Annotated in this window: 1 protein-coding gene; it reads left to right on the forward strand. The window is 34.1% G+C overall.

The genetic code is table 11. The features are described 5' to 3' along the window. Positions 1-217 (forward strand): hypothetical protein (locus tag AMO19_RS08440; protein ID WP_179850484.1); only part of this gene is annotated, 217 nt, incomplete at both ends.

Below are 217 nucleotides of genomic sequence, written 5' to 3' on the forward strand. Positions count from 1 at the left end.
TGCTGTTATTACTAAAAATGCTGATGGCACTATCCAGATCGGAACAGATGAAAATGATATTGACATTACATCAGAGGGACTTGCAATTGATGGAGAACCATTAATTACCAAAAAAGCAAATGGAGAATTACATATTGGTAAAAACTCATGGATAACAAAAGAAGAAAATGGAAGACAAAAAGTTTACGCGAAAGATGCCAATGGAAATCCAATTCCA

It is taken from the genome of Prochlorococcus marinus, from assembly GCF_001180245.1.
GTDB lineage: Bacteria > Cyanobacteriota > Cyanobacteriia > PCC-6307 > Cyanobiaceae > Prochlorococcus_A > Prochlorococcus_A marinus_F.